Here is a 21,897-nt window from a genome sequence, read left to right as displayed (position 1 = left end):
AAGAAAGCGGGTAGGAGTAATGGAATTGAAAAAAAATATAATTAATGTTTCTCGCCTAGTAAAGTCATAAGAATAACTACCGTTGCAATGTCTGTATGTGTGCTTACGTAATTGCGAAGAAAACGTAAAGCGTGTTGCATATGCGTTTTCACCGTTAGTTTAGAAATATTCAGCCTTTCAGCAACTTCTTCATACTTCAGTCCTTCCTGATGACAAAGGGTATAAACAAGCTTCTGTTGGGTAGGTAATTTTTCAATAGCCTGGTTTAAGATTTTTTCCGAGTCTTTGAATATGATATATTCTTCAGTTTCATTATGCTCTTCCTGATAATCATGTGCTATCATTCGGTTTGTTTTTACCTCCAGCGCTAATCTCCTAAGTACCTTTAAGGTATGATTTCTGGTGAGTACCCTTAAGTAGGCGTCCAGATTTTCAATTTGTGTTAATTGGGCTTCAAGGTTCCATATTTTTACAAATACTTCCTGTGCAATCTCTTCCGCAAGATTTTCAGATTTAACAATTTTTAAGGCATAAACATAAACTTTGGGACTATAGCGATGAAAAATAATGCTGAAAGCCTTCGCATCACCAGTTGAGATTTGGTGTAAAAGGTTTTTCTCATCATTAAAAGTTACTTCTTGCTTTAAACGCATCATTTTATGCCTCAGGTCGGTATGGACTGAATTTCGTTCCCAGCGTAAAGGTAAAGAAATAAGTGTGCTCTTCAAAAGACAAGAAGATGTTGGTATTTTTTAATGACAATTGGTGCTAAAAATTAAATGCCAGGATTGTAGGTCTCCCGGCATTTAGTATAAAAAAAATGATTAATTGCACTTATTGAGTCGCCAATTCCCTTTTCCTTTTCATATGTCTTTCCAGTCCTGATCCAATGTAGTGTGGGTGTTTGCGGAGCTCATTAATGTTTATTCTGAGTTGTTGTCCTTTCCGCCATAAAAAGCCTCCGGCAGTAAGGGTGTGTCCATTTACCGCCAGGTGGATATTGGTATTGTCAACTTGTGTTGCTCTTGCTGCTGCTACACAGTTTTTATAGGTTTTGATCCAACGACCATCGAGGTCATATTGTGATATTCCTGATCTGCTGATGGTAATCTTAGGGTCGACAGCTATTTTTTTTCTGATTACTTTGCTCCAAATAAAGCCCCCATATGTTAAACCCCGGCCATTGATGACATTTCTAATGCCATTTTTATGAACTTTAACTGCTTTTGCAGCTTCTACGGTATTGGTATGCGTGTTTACAAGGTTTCCCTCCAGATCGTATTGTCCGATGATGTGCTGTTGTTTTGCAAGAGGTGAATGGCCGTACCATCTTTCCTTTAGCATTGGCTTCAAATCGAGTTCGGGTTCGCTTCCGCGTCTCCAAAGGTATCCGCAAGCTGTAACTACTTTGCCTGTGTCTCTAGCAGCAATAGAAATATATCCCTGAGCAGTGTTCATAGCTTCTGCTGCGACTCTGGCATTGGAATAGGTTTCTAACAGCTGACCGGTTAAGGAATAACGACTGACATTATACGTGCCTTTTGCTTCCTTCGTCGCTTTTATTTTGTCGCGGCTTTTTTGTTTAGACTCTTCACTGAATTCAGGGAAAAAGCTTTTTCTTCTTCCTGAGGCGATCATTCTTGCTGCCTTGTCTTTCGGAGTTCCTAAAAGAAGGTTATCAGCACTTAAATTAAGATTGTCACCATCTTTTGGAAATACCAGAAGTTGCTTGTTTTCGAGGTCAAATTCTTCTACAAAACAATAATAAACAAGACGTGCTACGCTCAGGTAGTGCCTTTTGTTACCCGCAGATAGAGTAATGCCTGCATATTTGGCAGTATCTCCGGTTTGCGAATTTTTACTTTCGGAAATGATCGTTTTAATTATCATGCCCGGTTTTTGCCTGGTTATACCTTTCTTATCGATGGAGTTTTTCTCCAATCTGCGCACTCTCCCTAGATTAGAAACCTCGTAAGGAGCATCCAATTTTGGAATTGGAGCCCATAGTTCGCCTGGAAGAGCATCAGACGAAAGGTTTTCGTGTGGATAATTCATATTTGGCATATTAACGTAAAGATATTAGTTTTAAGTACTTATCTGGTTAATTTTTTTTCGTTTTATTTTTTTTTCGTATCGTAATGAGTTGATAAACAATTTGAATGACTTTTATTTTATCGTATGGCTAATTTTATTGCGGTTTATATTTTCTTGTATATCATAAATGATACAAAGGAAATAGCTAATCATAAGTTTTGCTTTAACGAATTCGTTGATCTTGATTGGTAGCGCTGTTGATCGGGAGATTTTTCTGCTGTATTGTTGTTTTTTTTAGTGAGAGATTTAATTTATTATGTTTTTTAGCAAAGAAATGGGTTTAGTTTCTGTTTTTTTTGAGTCGTTTTAGTGAGCGATGTAATTTTTTTGAGTCGTTGTATTATTCTTATGTGTAAATATGGGGTAAATAAAACAGTTATTGAAATTTTTTGTTGTTATTTGTAGGTAATGTTAAGCTTTAGCTGTACACTTTTAAGTCAGTGGAAGAAATATCAATCTTATTTATTGTATGGCCAACAAGAAAGTATTAAAAGTCGGACTGGATTCTGCAGCACCATTTCCTATGCATTCTGACTACAACGCTGGGAATTTTGAAGGATTTGAGGTTGATTTACTCCAGGCTGTTACCAATCATCTGAATTTAGAAGTTGAATACGAGGTCTCCTTGTGGTCTACCATTCTTGAAAAGTTATTTAAAGGCGAGTTGGATATTATATGTTCTGCGGTAACTGTAACAGCCTCACGCGAGCATATTCTTGAGTTTAGCAACCCTTATTTATATTTCAGGCTGTGTGCGGTTGTGGATAAAGATGATAGCCTGTCCGGTTTGCCGCATTTTAAGAATAAAACCATAGGTGTAAGGGAGGCTACTGAAGCGGAAAGGTATGTAAGGGAACAATTTCCTGGCAATAATATTGTTTATGCAGTGACAAATAAAGAATTGTACAGGAAATTGCAGGCAGGAAAGATTGATATGCTTATTGATGATTCGCCAATAGCAGGAGGCTTTCTTCAGAATAATAAAAAGCTCAAAATTGGGATGTTCTTGCCGAAAACAGATTCAGCCTACGCTATTGCAATGAAAAAGGGCGATGTGAAGCTCAAGACACAGTTTAATGAAACCTTAAGTTTGCTTAAAGAGAATGGTACTTATCAGCAGATTTATAAAAAATGGTTTAGTGAAATTCAGTTCTAGTCCTCATATGCCACAATTGTAATATCCTTATCTAATTTAACGCTATGCAGTACTTTTGTCTTTTCGCTGTATACAATTACTTTATTATCATCCAGATATTGTACCAATCGGTAGGGAGTTGAGACCTGGACATATCTCCATTGCGTATAAAATTGTTCCTGTATCGCGCTTTCGCCAGGTAAAAAAGTGATAATAGCTTCGATGTCGATCGCTTTACTAATAAAGAAGCGACTATTGGTTTGGAGTAGTTGCTGGCCGTGTTCGGAGTTTGTCAGTTCATTCAGGACCAGCTCTCTTAATGCTGCCGCTGGCTGGCTGGGGTTTTTGTTAATTATATCAACAATAAGGTTGTTTATGCCGTCCTTGTTCTTTAACAATTTGCCATTTCCAAGGGTTAATATTTTAAAATAGATTTTAAGTGGTTTCATATCATTAACAAAGCTGAGCTGGTCAAATATATAAAAGATAAACCGGAAGCTTTTAATTGCAATAAAATTAGGATTGCATTTGACAATGCATTTCAATTAGCTTAGCTTTGCACAAAAAAATAAAGATACATGAGTGTTTTAGTAAATAAAGATTCAAAAGTTATTGTTCAGGGTTTTACTGGAAATGAGGGTACTTATCATGCTACTCAAATGATCGAGTACGGAACGAATGTTGTTGGTGGTGTAACTCCTGGTAAAGGCGGACAAACTCATTTAGATAAACCTGTATTTAATACGGTAAAGGATGCGGTTGATCAAGCCGGCGCAAATGTATCTATCATTTTTGTTCCACCTGCATTTGCTGCAGATGCTATCATGGAAGCTGCTGAGGCTGGAATTAAAGTTATTGTTTGTATTACTGAAGGTATTCCGACTAAGGATATGATTCAGGTTAAAGAATATATTTCTGATAAAGATTGCCGTTTAATCGGTCCTAACTGTCCGGGTGTAATTACTGCTGATGAAGCTAAAATTGGTATCATGCCAGGTTTTATCTTTAAAAAAGGTTCAGTAGGTGTAGTATCTAAATCAGGTACTTTAACTTATGAAGCTGTTGATCAGGTAGTGAAAGCAGGATTAGGTATCACAACTGCAATTGGTATTGGTGGTGATCCGATTATCGGTACAACTACTAAAGAAGCTGTGGAGTTGTTGATGAACGATCCGGAGACTGAAGGTATCATCATGATTGGCGAAATCGGTGGTGGTATGGAAGCTGAGGCTGCTCATTGGATTAAAGCAAATGGTACTAAGCCTGTAGTAGGGTTTATTGCTGGTCAAACTGCGCCTCCGGGTCGTAGAATGGGACATGCCGGTGCAATTGTTGGTGGTGCTGATGATACTGCTGCAGCTAAAATGAAAATTATGGCCGAGTGTGGTATAACTGTTGTGGAAAGTCCAGCTGAGATTGGTGCTGCAATGGCTAAATTATTGAAAAAATAAGTTCAATATTATAAGATCTTCTTGTATAAATTAAAAAGCTCCGGTGATATTTTTTCATCGGAGTTTTTTTATGAATTATTGCAATGTAATGATGTTAGTTTTTGCCATTAGGCAAACCAAAAACTTTTTTTGATCGTATATTGTATAAATAAAGCTAAGGTGATGAAGAAGATGATCAATAAAACATTTATGCTTGCTGGCGTGTTGGTTTTAATGCAGCTTGCTGCCTGTGCCCAGCAACCAAAAAAAGAAGAGACAAAAAAAACAACCAGGAATATGGAGTGGAATAAACTAACCAAAGAAGAGGAAGATGTAATTGTACGTAAGGGAACCGAGTATCCGGGTACGGGGAAGTTGTTAAATAATAAGGAAAAGGGAACCTATGTTTGTAGGCGTTGTAATGCGCCTTTGTATCGTTCTGAATCAAAATTTGATTCACATTGTGGCTGGCCTAGTTTTGATGATGAAATTAAAGGTGCGGTAGAGCGGGTTCCAGATGCGGATGGTATGCGTACTGAAATTGTTTGTGCAAATTGTAAAGCGCATTTAGGACATGTCTTTTTAGGGGAAGGCTTTACTGAAAAAAATACAAGGAACTGCGTGAACTCAATTTCCATGAGTTTTGTGCCTGATAAGAAATAATTTTTTTAAGGATGATATTGTTATAGTGCCCGATGATAACTTGTCGGGCATTTCTTGTTTTTAAGTATTTAGTTTACTTATGTTTGTCCGTTCACCAACTATAGTAAATATGAAGTATTGTTTATTGATGTGTGGTATGCTAATTTCTTTTTTGGGTTTTGCCCAGGATATTCCAGATGTGCCGACGTTAGGTGGGACAGCTGATAAAGTAGCAGAATCCTCATCCGATCACTCTTCTAAATTAATCTCAAAAACTGTCTACGCTACTTATTATCATAGGAAATTTGAAGGCCGCAAAACTACTAGTGGCGTAAGATATCGTAGAAATAAAATGACTGCTGCCCATATGAGGTTACCATTTGGGACTATTGTAACGGTGACTAATCCTGCAAACGGGGAATCTGTAGATGTTGAGGTAAATGACAGGGGCCCCCACTCCCGAAAGTTTAAAATAGACCTTTCAGAAGCTGCGGCTAAAGCTATTGGTATTTATGGCAAAGGTGTGGCGAAGGTAGAAATCAGCTATATTCCTGACGAAGATTAGTATTTTAACTTTAACTGCGTTATAGTCAGTTTTTTGAATTTACTAACACATCTTTATAAGTTGTCAGGCTTTTAAAAAGAAATAAATAGCAAATTTTAAGCGTAATTACTGTGTCAATTTCTCCTTTTAGTGTTGATAAAAATGCCCGCTTGTTAACAACTATTCTTCTCTTATCAGGGCCTTGTACTTTATATTTGTTTACATAAAGTTCTTTAATAAATCACTTATAGATTTTTAGTTAAAGTTTTAGTATTTAGTTGCTTAAGGTTGCCAGAGGATTTGATTTCTTTTAAACTTTTTATAACTGGGTATGGATTGCTAGGCTATATGATTTATGGAGGCTTTGTAAAATCAATATACATTTCACCCTATTAAAATAGATGCTTATGCAAGAAGAAGAAGTATTATTAAAAGAAAACAAAGACAGATTTGTTCTTTTGCCGATTAAATATCCTGAAATCTGGGAAATGTATAAGAAAACTGAAGCAAGTTTCTGGACTGCTGAAGAAATAGATCTTTCGGATGACCAGAAACACTGGGATAACCTGAACGATGGGGAAAGACATTTCATTTCTCATATATTAGCCTTCTTTTCTGCCAGCGATGGTATCGTAAACGAGAATCTTGCTGTAAACTTTATGAGTGAAGTGCAACTCCCTGAGGCGCGTTGCTTTTATGGTTTTCAGATCATGATGGAAAACATCCATGCGGAGACCTATGCTTTATTGATTGATACTTATATTAAAGATCCTGAAGAAAAGGACCGTTTGTTCCATGCTATAGATACCGTTCCTGCTGTGAAAAGAAAAGCAGAATGGGCTTTACGCTGGATAGATAATGGCACGTTTGCTGAGCGTTTAGTTGCTTTTGCTGCTGTAGAGGGAATCTTCTTTAGTGGAAGTTTCTGCTCAATATTCTGGTTAAAGAAGCGTGGTTTAATGCCAGGTCTTACTTTTAGCAATGAGCTGATTTCAAGAGATGAAGGTTCACATTGTGAATTTGCTTGTCTGTTGTATGGAATGCTTAAAAATAAATTAAGTGAGGAGCAGGTTCACGGTATCATTAGTGATGCTGTGGAAATTGAGAAAGAGTTTGTTACAGATGCTTTACCTGTTGCATTGATCGGTATGAACGCAAAATTAATGTCGCAGTATATCGAGTTTGTGGCCGACAGGTGGTTACAGGAATTGGGTTATTCAAAGATCTATAACGCAACAAATCCTTTCGACTTTATGGAGATGATCTCTCTTCAGGGTAAGACCAATTTCTTTGAAAAAAGGGTGGGCGACTATCAGAAAAGTGGTGTGCTAACGTCTACAGAAGACAAAGCAGCTGCATTTTCATTAGATGATGACTTTTAGTACTTATTGAGGTTAGGCAATAAGTAAATAAATAATAATTATAATTTGGTGCCTATGTTGGGTTTGCTGCTCTCAAGTTCAATACGCACTATAAATACCAGAAAAATATGTTTGTAATAAAAAGAGATGGCCGTAAAGAAGCGGTGAGATTCGACAAAATAACGGCTCGTATAGAGAAGTTATGCTATGGTTTTAACGCAGAACTTGTAGATCCGATCGATGTTGCCAAGAAGGTAATCGAAGGGTTGTATGATGGCGTTACAACTTCAGAATTGGATAATCTTGCAGCTGAAACCGCAGCTTCTTTAACTACAAAGCATCCGGATTATGCATTACTGGCATCACGTATTGCTGTTTCTAACCTTCATAAAAATACGACGAAGTCTTTCTCCAAAACAATGGAGATGCTGTATAACTATATCGATGCTAAAACTGGAAAACCAGCATCATTAATCGCCGATGATGTTTGGGAAGTTATTGAAAAGAATGCTGATATTTTAGACAGTACTATTATATATGACAGAGATTTTGGGTTTGATTACTTTGGTTTCAAAACCTTAGAAAAATCATACCTGTTAAAAGTTGAAGGTCAGATTGTAGAACGTCCTCAGCATTTGTTTATGCGTGTTGCTGTAGGTATTCATAAAGGTGATATCGATAGCGCAATCGTTACCTATAACCTGATGAGCGAGCGTTGGTTTACACATGCTACGCCAACCCTGTTTAATGCTGCGACCCCTAAGCCTCAGATGTCTTCTTGCTTTTTGTTAACTATGCAGGATGATAGTATTGAAGGTATTTATGATACTTTAAAGCAAACTGCTAAGATCTCTCAGAGTGCTGGAGGTATTGGCTTAAGTATTCATAACATCAGGGCAACAGGCTCTTATATTGGTGGTACAAATGGTACCAGTAATGGTATTGTACCAATGCTTAAAGTATTTAACGATACCGCACGTTATGTAGATCAGGGTGGAGGTAAGCGTAAAGGAGCTTTTGCGATTTATCTGGAGCCTTGGCATGCTGATGTTTTGAGTTTCTTAGATCTGCGTAAAAACCATGGTAAGGAAGAATTACGTGCGCGTGATTTGTTCTATGCACTTTGGGTTTGCGATTTGTTTATGAGACGTGTGGAAGAGAACGGCGATTGGAGTTTATTCTGTCCGCATGAAGCACCAGGGTTAGCTGATTGCTTTGGCGAAGAGTTCGAAGCTTTGTATGAGCGTTATGAAAAAGAAGGTAGAGCACGTAAAACCATTAAAGCTCAGGAGTTGTGGTTTGCTATACTGGATTCTCAAATTGAAACTGGTACACCTTATTTATTGTATAAAGATGCTGCTAACAGTAAATCTAACCAGCAAAATCTAGGTACGATTAAAAGTTCTAACCTTTGTACTGAAATCATTGAGTATACTTCTAAAGATGAGGTAGCAGTTTGTAACCTTGCTTCATTGGCTTTACCAAGATTTGTTATTAACGGAGAATTCGATCATCAGAAATTATACGATGTTACTTATCAGGCTACTGTTAACCTGAATAAAATCATAGATTATAACTATTATCCGGTAGAAGAGGCAAGAAATTCTAACATGCGTCACAGACCTGTTGGATTAGGAGTGCAAGGTTTAGCTGATGCCTTTATTTTAATGCGCTTACCTTTCGAAAGTGAAGGTGCCCGTATTTTAAATACTGAAATCTTTGAAACGATCTACTTTGCTGCGATGACTGCTTCTCATGATCTTGCTGTTAAAAATGGTCCATACGAAACTTTTGCTGGTTCTCCTTTGTCTGAAGGTAAGTTTCAGTTTGATCTGTGGAACGTAAAACCAACAAGTAACCGTTGGGATTGGGAGACTTTACGCGAAAAAGTAGTAAAAGACGGTGTTTACAACTCTTTATTGGTTGCGCCAATGCCTACAGCTTCAACTTCACAGATTTTAGGAAATAATGAGTGTTTTGAGCCTTATACTTCTAACATCTATACAAGAAGGGTATTAAGTGGTGAGTTCATTGTAGTGAATAAACACTTATTGAAAGATCTTGTAGCTTTAGGTTTATGGACCCCGGCTATGAAAGACAGGATTATTTTAGCGAACGGTTCTATTCAGGACATTGCTGAGATCCCTGATTATATTAAAGAATTGTATAAAACAGTTTGGGAAATAAAAATGCGTAGCATTATTGATATGGCTGCCGACAGGGGTGCGTATATCTGCCAGTCGCAATCACTAAACTTGTTTATCAATGCACCGAATACTTCAAAACTAACTTCAATGCATTTCTACGCATGGAAAAAAGGATTGAAAACCGGCATGTATTATCTGCGTACACAGGCAGCTTCTCAGGCAGTTAAATTTACTGTTGAGAACCAGGCTGGTAAAAATATGGAGCCGGTAATTCCGGAGCATATTGAACAAAGTGCTGAAGAGATCGTTGAAGGTCCGGTTTGTTCAATGGAAGAGGGCTGTATCAGCTGTTCAGGTTAATCATTCAGATTGAATATATATATGGAAGGAGTAAGAAGCAATTCTTACTCCTTTTTTTATGTTATATTTTGGGAGGAAACAGGTCTCTGTTGAAGAGAATTGAAAGGTTTTATGGCTGACTAAATATTACCTGGTTGTGAAAAGTCTTTTTGTGGTGTGTCGTATATTTGCAATTAATCATTGATCTTTGCTCCTTAATCCTGACTCCTTAAATGGCGAAACACGAAATCATACCTTGCGAACGTTGCAATACGCCAATAGAGTGTAAGGCTAATTCGTATACGAAATGTCAATGTAGTGTTGTTCAGTTGAACCTGAATGAAGTACAATACATTAGCGAACTATATGATGGTTGTCTGTGTGCCAAATGTTTGTTTGAACTACAGCAGGAATATAAGGAAAGTATAGCTTCCTGATTCCCTCTATCCATATTTGTTTTTTTTGGCTAACTTTGCCCGAAATTATTTGTTGATAAAGAATGGCTAAAGTACAGGTTGGATTGGTGCAGATGAGTTGTACCAATAATAAACAAGAAAATTTAGATAAAGCAATTTTAAAAGTTAGGGAAGCAGCAGCAAACGGTGCGCAAATTGTGTGTTTGCAAGAGCTTTTTACTTCTCTATACTTTTGTGATGTTGAAGATTATGACAATTTCAATTTGGCTGAGGCTATTCCCGGTCCATCTACAGATGCTTTACAGGTTGTTGCAAAGGAATTGGGCGTTGTGATTATTGCGTCATTGTTCGAGAAACGCACAGCGGGATTATATCATAATACCACAGCTGTTTTAGATGCTGATGGTACTTATTTAGGTAAATATCGTAAGATGCATATTCCGGATGATCCGGCTTTTTATGAGAAATTTTACTTTACCCCAGGGGACTTAGGTTATAAGGTTTTTCAGACCAGGTTCGCCAAAATCGGGATATTAATCTGCTGGGACCAATGGTATCCTGAGGCATCCCGTATTACCGCACTGATGGGGGCCGAGATTATGTTTTACCCAACAGCAATTGGTTGGGCAACAGATCAGGATGAAGAAACGAATAAAGATCAATATAATGCATGGCAAACCATTCAGCGTTCTCACGCTGTAGCAAATGGAGTACCTGTGGTAAGTGTAAACCGTGTGGGACTTGAGCAAAATGGAGCAATGAAGTTCTGGGGCGGAAGTTTTGCAACTAACGCACAAGGCCGGTTACTTTATCTGGGTTCTCATGATAATGAAGAAACCAAAGTGGTAGAGTTGGATTTAGCTGAATCTGATTTCTTCCGTAAACACTGGCCATTCTTAAGAGACCGTAGAATCGATTCTTATCAGCCGATTACAAAAAGGTTTATTGACGAAGATTAAGGGAACGTTTAAGATTTAGAGATGTCATCATTTAACGAAGTAATATTTAATAACAGTCCTAAAAAAACTGGCTATAGTTTTCCAGCCGAATGGGCTAAACACGAAGCTACCTGGTTAAGCTGGCCGCATAAAGAGGCTTCCTGGCCAGGTAAAATTGAGACTATTTATGAACCTTATTGCCAGTTTATTAAAATTGTAGCTGAAGGTGAAAAAGTAAGGATTAATATCAACGATGAAGCTACGAAAGCTTTTGCTACGGCTGAGCTGGAAAAGGTAAATGCAGATTTGTCTAACATCGAGTTTTATTTAAACCCGACAAATGATGCCTGGTGCCGCGACCATGGGCCTGCATTCTTATTGAATGAAGATGGTAGTAAAAAGGCTGTGGTTGATTGGGGCTATAATGCCTGGGGCGATAAATACCCTCCATATGACCTGGACGATGTTGTTCCTACTAAAATCGCACATCATTTTGAATTGCCTTTATACAATCCTGATATTGTAATGGAAGGTGGCTCCGTAGAATTTAATGGGGCAGGTACTATTTTAACAACTACAGCTTGTTTGTTAAACAAAAACAGAAACCCGCATTTGAGTAAGGAACAGATTGAGCAGTACTTACTTGAGTTTTATGGTGCTGAGCAGGTGTTATGGTTAGGTGATGGAATTGTAGGTGATGATACTGATGGCCATATTGATGACATTACCCGCTTTGTAAACGAAGATACAGTGTTGACGGTAGTAGAAAGTAATCCGCTGGATGAAAACTACCTGCTACTTCAGGAAAATCTGGAGGCATTAAAAGCGATGCGTTTATTGAATGGTAAACCACTGAATATTGTGAAACTGCCTATGCCTTCACCAGTTATTCATGAAGACACACGCCTGCCTGCGTCTTATGCTAATTTTTACATTGCAAACGCTGCCGTGATCGTACCTACATTCAGGGATGTGAACGACGAAAAAGCTTTGCAGATTATCAGAGACGTATTCCCGGATAGAAAAGTAGTAGGAATAGATTCAACAGATATTATTTGGGGATTGGGTAGCTTTCATTGTTTAAGTCAGCAAGAACCAGCATTACATAAATAGAAAAATCATAACCAAACATATTATATGAAATTGTTAGAAGGAAAAACAGCACTGATTACAGGTGCTTCTAAAGGAATAGGCCGCAAAATAGCGGAGAAATTTGCAGAGCAAGGTGCTAATGTTGCTTTTACCTATCTGTCATCAGTAGAAAAAGGGCAGGCATTAGAGCAGGAGTTACAAAGCTTCGGTACTAAAGTAAAAGGCTATCGTTCTGACGCTTCTAAATTTGATGAAGCTGATCAATTGATCAATGATATTGTCGCTGATTTCGGTACGTTAGATATCGTTGTAAACAATGCAGGTATCACCAAAGATGGTTTATTGATGCGTATGAGTGAAGAGAATTGGGATGACGTGATCAACGTAAATCTTAAATCTGTGTTTAACGTATGTAAAGCCGCTTCTAAGGTAATGATGAAAGCACGTAAAGGTTCTATCATTAATATGAGTTCAGTAGTTGGTGTACAGGGCAATGCTGGTCAGGCTAATTATGCAGCTTCAAAAGCAGGTATCATTGGTTTCTCTAAATCATTGGCTAAAGAATTGGGCTCCCGCAATATCCGCACAAACGTAGTTGCTCCGGGTTTTATTCGTACTGAAATGACTGATGTGCTGGATCCTAAAGTTGTTAAAGGCTGGGAAGAGGGTATTCCATTGAAAAGAGCAGGTGAGACTGAAGACGTTGCAAATGTATGCGTATTCTTAGCTTCAGACATGAGTTCATATGTGACCGGTCAGGTATTATCTGTTTGCGGCGGAATGTTGTAGTAAGCCTAAAGAACAAAAGACTAGTTCTACAAAATAAAAGCGCTCTGATATAGAGCGCTTTTATTTTGTCAGGTAATTTCCTTTAACCTGGATTACTTTTGGTAATGTCCTGTTTTTTTCAAAATAAGCATAGCCTGGTTGTAAGCTTTGCCAGAATTTTGTTTGAATAGGATATTGGGCCGTGTGTTTTTTAAAATTACGTTCTGTCATTTTAAACGGGAAAATATAAACAGGAATATTTGTTTGTCCACTATTACGTGCCTCTACGGCCAATACATATACTTCTTTTATTTTTTCATCGGTTAATGGGATGCAGCCAATTGTTACACAACTTCCATGAATATAAATATCGCTGCCCGGTTTATCTTCACCACTCCTTAACCGGTCTACACTATTTGGGTAATTGATACCTAAAGACAAATAAAAATTACTTTTTGGATTAAAAGCGCTGATGTGATAAAAACCCTCGGGTGTTTGCCGGTCGCCCTCTTTTGTTTTAGGTCCAAGTGTACCAGAGTGTTCGCAAAAATTATAGGTTTTAAAGTGTTTGTATTGTTTTTGACTTTCGGTCTGTAACCAGACTTCCAATTTTCCTTCGCTTTTATAGGCAGTCATGAACAGCTTAAAGGGACCATCAACGCCTTTTTTTGATAGCTCGTTCTTTAGATTATCCCACTTCTGATCATAGGCAGTTTTTACCCGTTCAAATTTTAATTGTTGAGTTTTAAAATCGGATTGTGAAAGGGCAGATGTGGTAGTCATAGTTAACAGTAGAATAAGCTGTAAGTAGCGTCTCATTTTTTGCCAGCGATTTGATAAAACAAACTTAAATAAAATGCCTAGCAGTTTATTTTAAAATTTAGCATCTTTATCCAAACACATATGGGCAATTCTTTTAACGGATATACTATTTTATTGTTGCTGGCTTGTTTGCTTGCGGGGCTGCTGTTTGCCTGGCTATTATATGGTAAGACATCTTACCTGGATAAAAAACTGCGTTATGGTCTGGCTGCTGCCCGGACTATAGCAGTGATGTTAGTTGGCTTCTTATTGTTCGCTCCATTAATCAGGAGTGTAGCTTATAAGCGGGAGAAACCAATTATAATAATCGGACAGGACAATTCACTGTCTGTTGCGAATGTTAAACCAGCGGGCTTTAATCAGCAGGAATACGAACAGCAGATGAAGACGCTGGCTAAGCAGCTTTCTGAGCAATATGAAGTAAAGATTTACAATTTTAGTGATAGTGTAAAAAACGGATTTGATTTTTCAAATAAAGGCAAACTAAGTAACGCAGCACAATTGGTTGCGAAATTGAATGACGAGTATCTGAACCGAAATGTAGGTGCAGTGATTCTGGCATCTGATGGGATCTTTAACAGGGGAGGAAGTCCACTTTATAATCTGGATAAATTAAAAGCACCTGTTTATACTGTGGCCCTTGGAGATACTATTCTTAAAAGAGATTTGCTGATTGCCAATGTAAACTACAATAACCTGGTTTATCTTGACAACGACTTTACCATTGAAGTTCAGGTGCAGGCATTTGAAGCAAAGGGTGCAGAAAGCGTGCTTTCTGTGATGAGCGATGGCAAAAAAGTATATGAAGAAAGGGTGTCGCTGAACTCAAATGCTTTTGTTAAGAATATTCCGGTTAAGCTAAATGCAACTAAGCTTGGGTTACGAAAATATACCATACAGTTGAGCCCGGTGGAGGATGAAGTATCAGAAAAGAATAATGTACAGCATATTTTTGTAGAGGTGATTGATGCAAAGCAAAAGGTACTTATTGCTGCAGCAGCTCCCCATCCTGATATTACTGCGCTAAAGCAGGCAATTGTGTTGAATAAGAATTTCGAAGTTAAGGTGGCGATTGCTGATGAATTAAATACATTGAATCCGGTTGAATATGGACTGGTAATATTGTATCAACTTCCTTCAACTGTATATGATGCTACCGCATTTATCAGTAAATTAAATAGGGGTAATGCTGCAGTTTGGTATGTATTAGGTGCTCAAAGTAACCTGAATGCTTTTAATCAGCTTCAACAGCAAGTAAAATTTACCGGAAGCAACAATACCATACAGGAAACATTCAGCACTGTAAATAAAGGATTCACAGCCTTCGATTTAGATCAGGCTACGACTAAACAAATTGAAGCTTTCGATCCTTTGTCTGCCCCTTTTGGTAAAGTTGTGATCAACGGAACCAGTTCTGTTGTCCTGAACCAACGCATTGGCAAAATCAATACTGATTATCCCCAATTATTTTTTATACTGGATAACGGTCGAAAAACAGGGGTCTTAGCAGGCGAAGGAGTATGGAGATGGAAGCTTTCTGAAGCAGGAGAAACACAAAAAGAACCCCTCGTTTTTAACAGTTTAATTTCAAAAACAGTTCAATATTTGTCTGTTAAGGACGATAAAAGGAAGTTTAAGGTATATGCTGCAAAATATACTTTTGAGGAGAATGAAAATATAGTGCTCAATGCAGTGTTGTATAATGATAGTTACGAGTCTGTAAATTCACCAGATGTAAGTGTCACACTTAAAAATGAGGCAGGTAAGGTTTATAAGTTTTTGTTTTCAAGAACCGAGTCTGCTTATCAACTTGATGCTGGCACATTGCCTTCGGGTAATTATACGTATGCTGCCGCAACACGATTAGGCAATAAAACATATAATGCACAAGGATTATTTTATGTGAATGCAATGACTGCCGAATACCAGCAAACAGTAGCCAATCATCAATTGCTCAATACAATGTCGGTTCAAACAGGAGGAAAAATGTTTATGCCCGGGGATTTGCTAAAACTGTCTGATGCAATAAAAGCTAATGACCAGATTAAAACGCTGACTTATGAAGACCGTAAATATGAGGAATTAATTAACTTTAAATGGCTGTTTGCACTGATTATGGGACTATTTACTATAGAGTGGTTCCTCCGCAAGAGAAATGGTGAAATCTAATGATATAAGATGATACAGATCGATACAATGGAAGCCATTGAAACCCTGGGGACTATCGCTTTTGCAATATCAGGGACTTTTGCGGCTATGCAAAGGAGGTTAGATCCTTTTGGGGTATTGATCATTGCATTTGTGACTTCGATAGGTGGGGGAACAGTAAGGGATCTTTTGGTAGGAGACACTCCTGTAGCATGGATGAGGGATGTAAACTATTGCTTACTGATTCTGCTCACCAGTGTTGCCACAATGTTTTTTAAAACCCACATCAAGAAATTTAAGGTTACGCTATTTCTTTTCGATTCACTAGGTCTCGGTTTATTTACCATGCTGGGCATTCAAAAAGGAATTATGTTTGAGCTGAGCCCGGGGATTTGTATTGCATTAGGGACAATTACCGGTTGTTTTGGAGGGGTAATCAGAGATACTTTGTTAAATGCCATTCCGGTTATTTTTCATAAAGAAATTTATGCCACTGCCTGTATTTTTGGAGGCATACTGTATTATGCTTTGAAGTATTTTAATCTTAAAGACGATGTCGCGACAATTATTGTTATTGCCTTTATATTTATACTAAGGGTAGTCGTGGTACGGTTTAAACTTACTTTGCCAAAGTTTGGGTACTAATCTTTCGGCGCTTCTTTAATGATCACAAAGACATCTTCATTATCTTTTTTCATGAAGTATTTTTCGCGGGCAAATTTCTCTGCAGTGTTTAAATTTGTATTTAACTCATTAAGGTCTTTTTTGACCTGCGAAATCTCTTTGACATAGAAGTCTTTCTCTTCCTGAAGTTTGTTCACTTCGGAATTGAATTCATATTGGGCAACCATATCATTCTTGTCGAAAAACAACATCCATACTATGAAAGCTGCTACAGACAGGAAGTATTTGTTGCGGACAAGTTCTAATATGCGATTCATGTTTACAAATGTATAAATATGATTTCAGCTTTTTACAATGGTTTGTATAATAGTACAGCAAAGAGTACGCTAAAGACTATTGCGGCAACAGCGCCAACCAGTGACAGGGAACTGATTTTGTTTCCTTTAAACCAACCTGCCAGAATAACCAATAATGCAAATGGAGGAAATACACTTAGTAAGGTCGCTATAACGTTTATTTCTTCCTTTTTATTTTTTGTCATGAGTTTTGAATTTATGCACTAATACAGCAATGTAACAAAAAAGCCTTACAATTGTTTTAAACACTTCTTAATTTTTAATGTGATGGGATACAATCCAAATCGTAGCCGGGCATTATTGTATTGGTTATAAAAGAAGGGAAAAAACAACATCCTTGAAGAACTAAAAAATATTTTTTCAAAATCATTGGTAAAAATGAAAAACGCCGGGCACTTGTAGCTATAAACAGAACAAATTGCTCGGTATGGATTATTCATTATACAAGATAGAAGACTTTTTAACAGACGAAAGTTTTATAAAATATTGCCTGCGGGAAGACCCCGAGGTGCTGAAGTATTGGGAAGCGGTGTTAAAAAATCAACCCGAACTTGCTGGTACAATCCATCAGGCGGAATCACTTTTTATGGTGCTCGCACTAAAAGTGGATCCTATTGAAAAAGAAAAGGAACTGGACAAATTGAAATTTGTCATAGAAAATGAAACGCTGGCAGATGCTGTTGATTCAGAAATCCCCCAAAGAATTGTGCGTTTCAAACCAAAGTATGCATGGCTTTCAGCTGCTGCGGCTGCAATCTTAATCGGTATCGGTGTTTATTCAGTAATGAACAGGGTAGATTATAGTACTTATGTACCTACCTATGCAACGGTAAGTGCACTTGAAGAAGTAAAGACCAAATTTAATGAGCGTAGAACGGTAAATCTGCCAGATGGGAGTACTGTGTTGTTAAATGGACTTACTGAACTTAAAATTGATAAAGACTACAATAAAAATAACCGGGTTTTATGGTTAACTGGGGAAGCCCATTTCACAGTTGCTAAGAATGCTGACAGACCATTTATTGTGATATCCGGAAAAACAGCAACCACTGCCCTGGGTACATCTTTCAAAATTAATAATTACAGCCGGACTACAGAGACATCAGTGATGTTGACCACGGGTAAGGTGAGTGTCGGGACTGTTAACGGGCAGGAGGTTGTGAATCATGTTCAGCTACTTCCGGGAGAGCAGGTTCATATTGCTGAAGCCGATAATAAGTTTAACAAGTCAACATTCTCTATCCAGGAAGTTGAGGACTGGAGAGATCGCAGGTTGGTATTCTCCATGGCTTCACTAGAAAAAATCAGGTCCGTTCTCAAAAATATTTATGGCGTAGAGATCATTACTCAAAACCAGCCTAAAAAACCCATCGCATTTACCGGCCAGTTTACCAATGAAAGCCTTACCGAAGTTTTGGATGCCATCGGGTTCTCTAACCATTTTACCTATAGTATAAAGGATGATAAAGTGAAACTTGATTTCGAAAAATAACCACCAGATAAATTTTAAATACTAACCAAACAAACCAATATGAAAAAACAACTACCATCGTATTATTACTTTTACGGGCTGTTTTGCAAAGCATGCCTATGTTTTGTAATGATCGTTTCTTTATCAGGATTTGCACAGTCGAAGGAGAAATTGTATTCCTTTAAATGGAAGAAGACTTCCATCCTAAATGTCTTTAAGCAGATAGAAACGGAAGCAAAAGTTCATTTTTCGTACAATCCTTTGGATTTAAATGTAAACAGGAAGATCGATCTTAATGTCGAAAAGGCACGGATTGATGAAGTCTTAAATGCAATTTCACGCCAGGTGAGTATCAAGTATCAGATTAACGGGAGTACGATTATGATTCAATCTGTCACACCACAACCTGTTGCTGCTCCGGTTGAATTCACCTTAACGGGTAAGGTTACCGACGAGAAGAAAGTACCTATGCCGGGGGTAGTTGTTGTGAATGTAACTAAAAATAAGACGGTTACTACCAATGCTCAGGGTGATTTCTCTATACAGGCAGATAAGGGCGATATGATTCGGTTTAGAATGATGGGCTTCCAGCAGGCAGCAATTGTAGCCAGCGATCAGCAAAAGAGTATAACTGTTGTTTTAAAGGAAGAATCGCTTGATTTAAAAGAAACAGTAGTTACTGCATTGGGTATTAAAAGAGAACAGCGGTCGCTGGGTTACGCGGTATCTGAAGTAGAAGGTGAGGAACTTAAAAAAGCCAGAGAGATTAATGTCATCAATTCTTTGGCCGGTAAAGTTCCGGGTTTGGTGATTAATACGACGGCAAGCGGCCCGGCAGGCTCGTCAAGAGTAATCATCCGGGGAAATACAATGGTGAGTGGCAATAATCAGCCTTTATATGTTATAGATGGGATTCCAATTGACAACTCGAATTATGGTGGCACAGGTTCTGCTGCCAGCGCGAGTGGTGTAGATATGGGAGATGCGATTTCGGCAATCAATCCGGATGATATTGATAAAATCAGTGTATTAAAAGGAGCTTCAGCATCGGCACTGTATGGTTCAAGAGCAGGAAATGGTGTGATTTTAATCACCACAAAAAGAGGGAATAAAAGTAAAGATCTGGGGATAGAGTTTAACAGTACTGCTACATTGGAAAAACAGCTGACCAGTTATGATGGTTACCAGTCCTTGTACGGACAAGGCGTTAAACAGGAATTGAATACCCGTGCCATACAGGATTATAATACCTTAACCAAAAGCTTCGGTGCACGTATAGACCCGGATTTAACAGTAATTACCGGTACAGGTGCACGTATGCCTTACGCATATGTAAAAAACAACATTGATGGATTTTTTAGAACCGGATCAACATTTACAAATACGCTTTCTTTGGCTAATTCGACGGATGTTACGGCTTTTAGATTTTCTGCATCTAACCTGACGAACAGGGATATTATTCCAGGTAGTGGCCTCACCAGGAACTCTTTCACCTTTAATGGCAGCTCTAAATTTGGTTCGAAAGTTACTTTGGAAGCCAGGGCATTTTACATGAATGAAGATGTTAAAAACCGCCCCTCTCTTGCTGATGACCCTGGAAATATTGGGAATAGTTTCCTTTCACTGGCAAACACCGTGGATCAGGCCAGGTTTAAAAACGAGTATAAAAATGCTGACGGTAGTTATCTCGATTGGAATAATGGAAATCAATATCGTTTAAACCCTTATTGGGTAATTAACGAAATGAAAAATAAGACCATCAAAAACAGGTTGCTGGCTTCCGTACAATTGAATTATAATATCTTAAGCTGGCTAAGTTTACAAGGTAGAGCCTCAACAGATCAGACTCAGGTTGACTTTGAGAAATTTGCGCCAAGAACAACTCCCGGAGCATTAACGGGCACTTTAGATATCAATAATTCCAGGTATAATACTTTAGAAGCGGATGTATTGCTAACTGCACAAAAACAGGTTACTCCTTCTTTAAATTTATCTGCCCGTATAGGAAGTAGTATTACAAGAAACAAAAGGCCAGGTACATTAATGCAGTTTACAGATCAGGCGGTATTAGATGTTGCCATTCCGACGAGTTATGTTACCCAGTCTGTTACACCACTTTCACCGTTGAAAAAAGCTATCAATTCTGTATACGGGATTGTTACCGCTGCTTATAAAGGCTATTTATATGCCGATGCGACCCTGCGTAATGATGCTTTCTCTACGTTGAGTGTAAATGAGAACAGTAAACTATATCCTTCATTTAGTAGTGGTTTTGTTTTTACTGAAGCATTTAAAATGAACAATAAAGTGCTCTCTTATGGTAAGTTAAGGGCTTCTGTTGCACAGGTGGCTTCTGACACCGATCCCTATCTTTTAAATCAGTATTACAGAGCAAATTCTCTGGCTTTTAAAGGCCTGCCTACAGGAGGATTATCAACCGATGTTATGCCGGCAGATGCTAATTTGAAGCTTACTACTACTTTCTCCTATGAATTTGGAGCAGAACTTAAGTTTTTTAACAATAGGATTGGAATGGATATTACCTATTACAATTCCAAATCAAAAGACCAGTTGAATATTTTGCCCAATCCAGTTTCATCAGGATATAAGAACTCAATCATTAATGCTGGTGTAATTGGAAACAGAGGTGTCGAAATTGCGTTGAATGCGACTCCGGTTACCACCAAGGATTTTAATTGGGAAATGAATATTGCTTTTGCAAGAAACAAAAATACGGTAGAATCCTTAGCGGACGGCACGCCGTTCCTGGTATTGTCTGATGCGAGATGGATGGGCGTATCGGTTGTGGCCATGCCCGGAGCAGATTACGGCTCTATTTTAGCCTATGATTATCAAAAAGATCCAAACGGAAACATTATTCTTGACCCAATTACTTTGCAGCCACTTTTAAGTGATACCCGTAAGGTTTTAGGCAAAGGTATTTTTGACTGGACGGGTGGTTTAACCAATACCTTTACTTATAAGAATTTTAGTTTGAGTACTTTGCTGGATATCAAAGTTGGCGGTGATTTGTTATCCTTAACGAATTATTTTGCTGCAGCAAACGGGGCGTCTAAAATCACGCTGGATGGAAGGGCAGAATGGATTAAGTCGGAAGAGGATAGAATGTCTGCGGGAAAAACACCTCAGCAATGGGCTTCCGAAGGTAGAGTTGGCGGATTGGTGCCAAAAGGAGTCATCCAAACAGGTACCGATGGACAAGGGAAACCTATATACGCTCAAAATACAAGGGCAGTTGAGCCATCTGGTTATTGGGGTTCCTTAAATGATATTGCCAACTCTGTTGGTGTGCCTTTTATCTATGATGCTTCATATGTAAAAATGAGACAATTGACTTTAAGCTATAGAATTCCTTCTGCTGTTACATCTAAATGGGGAATTAAAGATCTTCAGGTCGCTTTTGTAGCACGGAACCCGTTTATTATTTATAAAGATGTTCCAAATGTGGATCCTGATTCGAACTATAACAATGGTAACGGACAGGGGATTGAGTACGGCTCCTTGCCAGGAAGACGCAGCTATGGTTTTAACCTCAACTTTAGATTTTAA

Annotated in this window: 20 protein-coding genes; 14 read left to right on the top strand and 6 right to left on the bottom strand. The window is 38.1% G+C overall.

Annotation, left to right across the window (positions count from 1 at the left end):
• Positions 1-41: 41 nt before the first annotated feature.
• Both R2Q84_RS08875 and R2Q84_RS08870 read right to left on the bottom strand, forming a co-directional pair.
• Positions 42-728 (bottom strand): RNA polymerase sigma-70 factor, encoded by a 687-nt coding sequence (locus R2Q84_RS08875; RefSeq protein ID WP_316816186.1) that lies wholly within the window; start codon positions 726-728, stop codon positions 42-44.
• Between the two features lie 106 nt (positions 729-834).
• Positions 835-2,055, bottom strand: a complete 1,221-nt coding sequence (locus tag R2Q84_RS08870) for an NUMOD1 domain-containing DNA-binding protein (protein WP_316816185.1) — start codon at positions 2,053-2,055, stop codon at positions 835-837.
• A gap of 508 nt (positions 2,056-2,563) precedes the next feature.
• Here R2Q84_RS08870 and R2Q84_RS08865 point away from each other — a divergent pair.
• A complete protein-coding gene (locus R2Q84_RS08865; protein ID WP_316816184.1) occupies positions 2,564-3,250 on the top strand; it encodes a transporter substrate-binding domain-containing protein in 687 nt (228 codons plus the stop codon).
• Here the strand turns inward: R2Q84_RS08865 and R2Q84_RS08860 are convergent.
• Positions 3,247-3,678 carry a hypothetical protein gene (locus R2Q84_RS08860; protein ID WP_316816183.1) on the bottom strand — a complete coding sequence of 144 codons (432 nt, stop codon included), beginning with the start codon at positions 3,676-3,678 and terminating at the stop codon, positions 3,247-3,249. The two genes, R2Q84_RS08865 and R2Q84_RS08860, sit on opposite strands and share 4 nt — an antisense overlap.
• Positions 3,679-3,807: 129 nt before the next feature.
• Between R2Q84_RS08860 and sucD the strand changes: the two genes are divergently transcribed.
• From sucD to fabG, 9 genes are all read left to right on the top strand, one after another.
• Positions 3,808-4,680: a succinate--CoA ligase subunit alpha gene (gene sucD / locus R2Q84_RS08855; protein ID WP_316816182.1), complete on the top strand. Its 873-nt coding sequence runs from the start codon at positions 3,808-3,810 to the stop codon at positions 4,678-4,680.
• 162 nt (positions 4,681-4,842) lie between these two features.
• A complete protein-coding gene (locus tag R2Q84_RS08850; protein ID WP_316816181.1) occupies positions 4,843-5,322 on the top strand; it encodes a methionine-R-sulfoxide reductase in 480 nt (159 codons plus the stop codon).
• 109 nt (positions 5,323-5,431) lie between these two features.
• On the top strand, positions 5,432-5,866 hold the full coding sequence (locus tag R2Q84_RS08845; protein ID WP_316816180.1) for a septal ring lytic transglycosylase RlpA family protein: 435 nt from the start codon (positions 5,432-5,434) through the stop codon (positions 5,864-5,866).
• A 386-nt stretch (positions 5,867-6,252) separates the two neighbouring features.
• A complete protein-coding gene (locus tag R2Q84_RS08840; protein ID WP_316816179.1) occupies positions 6,253-7,227 on the top strand; it encodes a ribonucleoside-diphosphate reductase small subunit in 975 nt (324 codons plus the stop codon).
• A gap of 107 nt (positions 7,228-7,334) precedes the next feature.
• Complete coding sequence (locus R2Q84_RS08835) at positions 7,335-9,713, top strand: ribonucleoside-diphosphate reductase subunit alpha (protein WP_316816178.1); 2,379 nt, start codon at positions 7,335-7,337, stop codon at positions 9,711-9,713.
• A 212-nt stretch (positions 9,714-9,925) separates the two neighbouring features.
• Positions 9,926-10,129, top strand: a complete 204-nt coding sequence (locus tag R2Q84_RS08830) for a cysteine-rich CWC family protein (protein ID WP_316816177.1) — start codon at positions 9,926-9,928, stop codon at positions 10,127-10,129.
• Between the two features lie 62 nt (positions 10,130-10,191).
• Positions 10,192-11,067, top strand: a complete 876-nt coding sequence (locus R2Q84_RS08825; protein ID WP_316816176.1) for a carbon-nitrogen hydrolase — start codon at positions 10,192-10,194, stop codon at positions 11,065-11,067.
• A 21-nt stretch (positions 11,068-11,088) separates the two neighbouring features.
• The gene (locus tag R2Q84_RS08820; RefSeq protein ID WP_316816175.1) at positions 11,089-12,159 is read left to right on the top strand and encodes an agmatine deiminase family protein; all 1,071 of its coding nucleotides are present in this window, start codon (positions 11,089-11,091) and stop codon (positions 12,157-12,159) included.
• Between the two features lie 24 nt (positions 12,160-12,183).
• Positions 12,184-12,927: a 3-oxoacyl-[acyl-carrier-protein] reductase gene (gene fabG, locus R2Q84_RS08815; RefSeq protein WP_121269277.1), complete on the top strand. Its 744-nt coding sequence runs from the start codon at positions 12,184-12,186 to the stop codon at positions 12,925-12,927.
• Between the two features lie 60 nt (positions 12,928-12,987).
• Here the strand turns inward: fabG and R2Q84_RS08810 are convergent, their stop codons facing one another.
• On the bottom strand, positions 12,988-13,725 hold the full coding sequence (locus R2Q84_RS08810; RefSeq protein WP_316816174.1) for a murein L,D-transpeptidase family protein: 738 nt from the start codon (positions 13,723-13,725) through the stop codon (positions 12,988-12,990).
• Positions 13,726-13,809: 84 nt separating this feature from the next.
• Between R2Q84_RS08810 and R2Q84_RS08805 the strand changes: the two genes are divergently transcribed.
• Together R2Q84_RS08805 and R2Q84_RS08800 are read left to right on the top strand one after the other, a co-directional pair.
• On the top strand, positions 13,810-15,897 hold the full coding sequence (locus tag R2Q84_RS08805) for a hypothetical protein (protein ID WP_316816173.1): 2,088 nt from the start codon (positions 13,810-13,812) through the stop codon (positions 15,895-15,897).
• A gap of 9 nt (positions 15,898-15,906) precedes the next feature.
• A complete protein-coding gene (locus tag R2Q84_RS08800) occupies positions 15,907-16,521 on the top strand; it encodes a trimeric intracellular cation channel family protein (RefSeq protein WP_410478414.1) in 615 nt (204 codons plus the stop codon).
• On the opposite strand, the gene R2Q84_RS08795 is transcribed toward R2Q84_RS08800, so the two are convergent.
• Positions 16,518-16,817 carry an FtsB family cell division protein gene (locus R2Q84_RS08795; protein WP_316816172.1) on the bottom strand — a complete coding sequence of 100 codons (300 nt, stop codon included), beginning with the start codon at positions 16,815-16,817 and terminating at the stop codon, positions 16,518-16,520. The two genes, R2Q84_RS08800 and R2Q84_RS08795, sit on opposite strands and share 4 nt — an antisense overlap.
• 32 nt (positions 16,818-16,849) lie before the next feature.
• Positions 16,850-17,041: a hypothetical protein gene (locus R2Q84_RS08790; RefSeq protein ID WP_316816171.1), complete on the bottom strand. Its 192-nt coding sequence runs from the start codon at positions 17,039-17,041 to the stop codon at positions 16,850-16,852.
• Between the two features lie 242 nt (positions 17,042-17,283).
• On the opposite strand from R2Q84_RS08790, the gene R2Q84_RS08785 reads away from it, so the two are divergent.
• Positions 17,284-18,348: a FecR family protein gene (locus R2Q84_RS08785; protein WP_316816170.1), complete on the top strand. Its 1,065-nt coding sequence runs from the start codon at positions 17,284-17,286 to the stop codon at positions 18,346-18,348.
• Positions 18,349-18,387: 39 nt separating this feature from the next.
• The gene (locus R2Q84_RS08780) at positions 18,388-21,897 is read left to right on the top strand and encodes a SusC/RagA family TonB-linked outer membrane protein (RefSeq protein WP_316816169.1); all 3,510 of its coding nucleotides are present in this window, start codon (positions 18,388-18,390) and stop codon (positions 21,895-21,897) included.

It is taken from the genome of Pedobacter nyackensis (assembly GCF_032678475.1).
Classification (GTDB): domain Bacteria; phylum Bacteroidota; class Bacteroidia; order Sphingobacteriales; family Sphingobacteriaceae; genus Pedobacter; species Pedobacter nyackensis_A.
This window is presented reverse-complemented; position numbering and strand designations above follow the sequence as displayed.